Source organism: Geobacillus sp. Manikaran-105, assembly GCF_002809955.1.
In the GTDB taxonomy this organism is placed as follows: domain Bacteria; phylum Bacillota; class Bacilli; order Bacillales; family Anoxybacillaceae; genus Geobacillus; species Geobacillus thermophilus.
This window is the reverse complement of record NZ_PIJG01000096.1, coordinates 1-3,627: the sequence shown is the minus strand read 5'-3', so window position 1 is coordinate 3,627 and position 3,627 is coordinate 1. Positions and strand designations below refer to the sequence as shown.

Genomic DNA, 3,627 nt, shown 5'->3' with positions numbered 1-3,627 from the left:
TCATTACAATAATTTCCATGGTTAGAGAGACAAACAGGGTACCCCTTACGCGATACGGAGCTGTTTTTTGATCACATCAATGGGAATATCTTGCTTTGCGGCGTCATAAATGAACTCTATGACGCTATGGCCTTTCCGCGATCGAAGAAGCTCCAATCCGGTGGAGAGGTCTTGCTGGGATTTCGCTATGCTGTACACGCAGGCCAAGAGCACCACCGCCCAATACCGTTTCACCGCCCGAATGTGGCGGACGCGGTATTCATCCAGCTTCAGTTGATCTTTCGCCTGTCGGAAAAAGCATTCGATTGTCCAACGCTGGGCATAGTAACGCAAGATGTCTTCATCGCCTAGCTCCCGGTCGGTGCTCAAGACGCAATGGAGATGTTCCGGTGTCATCGGCTGATCCGCCTTCCAAGCCAGCAGCACCACCGCGTCATCGAGGCCATGGATCGCCCCCTCATAGCGATACACGCGGTAACGCTCCTTCCCCACCGTGACGAGGCGGGTGTCTTGGGGCTCGATATAGCGAGCCAACTGCTTGGCTTGGACGGCGACGCCATTCGGATAAAGAATCCGGTTCGTCTTGAGCATCGCGATGATGTAAATTATCATTTTATTTCAGCACAAAACACCCATTTTTTTGCACATTCTTTCAGAAAGCCCTCTCCCCTTTTCTGAAGGAATGTGCTAAATTTTTTGTGAATTGTTTCGGACAAAGATTTCCATTCGTTTCAAGGAGAGGGGGGAGGAAGTGTGATCCAGTTTCACGACTTTGGCATTGACATTCAAACGTATACGGATCGTGGGAAAGGGAACGATTTTCCCGACGTGAACCAATGCCCGCACTGTCCATCCCGCCGCCCCTTGCACCGTCACGGATACTACCAACGCTATGCGTTGACGGCAGAGGGGGAGTATCTGTTTTTTGCAAGCAAAAAATGCAGAGAAGTGCAAGAAAAAATACATAGGCTTGCCAGCTCAAGACTTAAGGTTCCAGACCGGGGGAAGAGGACGGCTGGATCGCGGAGAGAGCGTTCCGCAGTCGATAGCTCTCTCCCGTAAAGGCCAGGATGTGGGCATGGTGAACCAAGCGATCCACCAGCGCAGCTGTCAAGCGGTTGTCCCCAAACACCCGATTCCACTGTCCAAATTCCAGATTCGACGTCACGATGACGCTTTTTCGCTCATAACAGTCGGCGATAATATGAAACAACAGCTCCGATCCTTGCTTTTGAAACGGCACATAGCCGAGTTCATCCAATATCAACAGTTCGCACGCATCGATGCTTCGTTTCAGCCGCCCGAGCGTGCCATTTTTCAATGCCTCTTCCAGCTGGGCGACGAGATCCGCGACGCGGAAAAACCGAACCTCATGGCCTTGTTGGCACGCCTGGATGCCGAGCGCTGTGGCGAGATGGGTTTTTCCTGTCCCGGGCGAGCCTAAAAGCAGAACGTTTTGCTTTCGCTCCAAAAAGCGAAGGTCACACAATTCCTTCTTCGATGTCGTGGTCGGCCAGTGGATGTGATCCGACCATTCGTAATCCTTCAGCCATTTCAACTCCCGAAACTTGGCTTTCTTGATCAGCCGGGCCTGTTTCGCCTGCTGGCGGCACGACAGCTCCAGCGCCAATACATCCCGCAAAAACTGTTCTTTCGTTTCGAACATCACCTCCTCGAATCGATCCGCGATATAGGCCAAATGCAGTGCTTTACAAATCTCTTTCACCTCTGCTCTCATCCCTGGACACCCCCTTCCCGAACAGGATGAAGACGTTGATCATACACCGTTAAGTCCGTTTCATAGTCGATCAGGACGGAAGGGGTGTACGATTCTTTCCACTTGGCCGGGTAATGGGATTGCTCGGCTTCCATCAACACCCCGATTTCATGAGGAGCCAAGTCCCATCGCTGGTTCTCATCGAGCCACTGGGCGATTTCATAAAGCGTGCAACGATCCAACAGCGCTCGCAGCCCTTTCAAACGGGCCGCCACCTGGGGCGGGGTGCCAGCCAGATACGTTCGGATCGCTTCCGGCAAGTACGCCCGGTATCGGGAATGCCCGACAACCCGGGGTTTGGTCTCCCACTCAGCGAAAATCTCTTTCCAAGGGATCTCGCGTTTCACGTTCGTATACGGCCTTGGCGCTTCAAGATGGACGTCTCCATCGGAAGAGAACACAACGAAACGATTCCATTCTTTCTTCACCAACACCCGGTTGGGGACGGACAGGCCATGGACGACGAACGCCTTCCCATCCACCATCACTTCTCCGTACTTATTCACGTAAGCGTGATCGAGGGAGAAGATCGGAAGATCTTGTTCCGGCAACGCCAACAGCTCCGGTTGCTCTTCTTGCCATAGTTCCTCGATCCACCGCCCCTTTTCATAATGAGGACGGTTTCGGTCCTCGACCATCTTGCGATGCAGCCACTCCACCAGCTCCGGATCCGACTCCATCAATGGAGCGGGGATGAAACAAAGGTTGCGAGTGTAATAGACTTTTCGCTCCGCATTTCCTTTCTCATGTCCACTGTATGGATTGCACACTTGTACATCAAACCGATAGTAGAGTTGAAATTTCTCAAAAGCCTCGGTGAATCGGCGTTCTCCCCCTTTTCGAATCGACACAATGGCCGCGGACAAATTGTCAATGCGCAATGCCTTTGGCACTCCCCCAGCCTGACGAAACAGCTGCGTCAACCCATGGAGGAAGCATTCACTGTTTTCCACCGGCAGCGGATAAGCAAACGCAGCGTTGCTATAGGGAAAGCTCATGATCAAAACCGATCGCTCTTCTTCCTTCCCCTCCTTCGTCACAACCGTCATCTTCCCGAAATCCACCTGCGCCTCGCCTGGCGGGTGCTCCAGTCGTTCATAGCGCTGTTCTTTCTCGAGCTTGAGCTGCGGTCTTCGTTTTTGCACGTACGCGCAAACGGTGCGATACGAGCCTTGAAATCCATGGTCACGACAAAGCGCTTCAAACATCGTCTTGTTCGTTCGCCGTTGTTTTCTCGGCAGCTTGGCATCCTCCTCCAACCAGTCATCAATGATTTGCCCGTACCCTTCTTCCTCAATCATCCCCTTTTTGCGTTTGATGGTTGGTTGGACAGAAATGTCTCCATCTGCGTATTTCTTGACCGTTCTCCAGTTATATCCCGTTTCACGGGAAATTTCCGCAATCGATAACCCTTTCTTTTCACGCAGTTTTCTGATACGATTAATTTCGGGCATTGCCAGCATCCTTTCGCTCCTCCACTGTTTGGTTATGTGTTCACAACTTCCACAGTAGAGGAAATGTTAGAGGCTGGCAAGCCTTTTTTCTTTGCCTTCAGCTCTGCACTTTTCGTTGCAGAACTCTGTATTTTTATTTTGCACTAAACAAGTATCGCCTTTGGATCGCGCGGTACGCTTCTGAGAATGCCGCAAAACCGTGAGTGTGCTGCCTTCTTTCCTCCTCCCGTATGTTCAATTCAATATACCCAATCCGTCATCTGGCAAGCGGTCAAAGCATGGCTCGAAACGCCAAGACGAGGAGCGAAGACCAAACAGGTTGGTTTTCCCACCAAGGAGGTCATCTTATTTTATGTCCGACGATTTTTACGGAATCTCTCCCGCTTGCATCACGCG

Annotated in this window: 2 protein-coding genes and 2 pseudogenes; 1 reads left to right on the top strand and 3 read right to left on the bottom strand. The window is 51.7% G+C overall.

Annotation, left to right across the window (positions count from 1 at the left end; all coding sequences use genetic code 11):
* Positions 1 to 45: 45 nt before the first annotated feature.
* A pseudogene (locus tag CV945_RS16435) lies at positions 46 to 603 on the bottom strand (transposase); the annotation flags it as partial.
* 150 nt (positions 604 to 753) lie between these two features.
* On the opposite strand from CV945_RS16435, the pseudogene CV945_RS17995 reads away from it, so the two are divergent.
* Positions 754 to 913: pseudogene (locus CV945_RS17995) on the top strand (DUF6431 domain-containing protein); the annotation flags it as partial.
* Positions 914 to 985: 72 nt separating this feature from the next.
* Here CV945_RS17995 and istB read toward each other — a convergent pair.
* The gene (gene istB / locus CV945_RS16425; RefSeq protein ID WP_021322668.1) at positions 986 to 1,738 is read right to left on the bottom strand and encodes an IS21-like element helper ATPase IstB; all 753 of its coding nucleotides are present in this window, start codon (positions 1,736 to 1,738) and stop codon (positions 986 to 988) included.
* Positions 1,735 to 3,240 (bottom strand): IS21 family transposase, encoded by a 1,506-nt coding sequence (gene istA / locus CV945_RS16420; RefSeq protein WP_025038985.1) that lies wholly within the window; start codon positions 3,238 to 3,240, stop codon positions 1,735 to 1,737. The genes istB and istA overlap by 4 nt, the downstream gene beginning before the upstream one ends.
* Between the last annotated feature and the right edge of the window lie 387 nt (positions 3,241 to 3,627).

Excerpts from the sequence above, each read along its gene's own strand:
- istA (WP_025038985.1), bottom strand. The coding sequence starts at position 3,240 with ATGCTGGCAATGCCCGAAATTAATCGTATCAGAAAACTGCGTGAAAAG.
- istB (WP_021322668.1), bottom strand. The coding sequence starts at position 1,738 with ATGAGAGCAGAGGTGAAAGAGATTTGTAAAGCACTGCATTTGGCCTAT.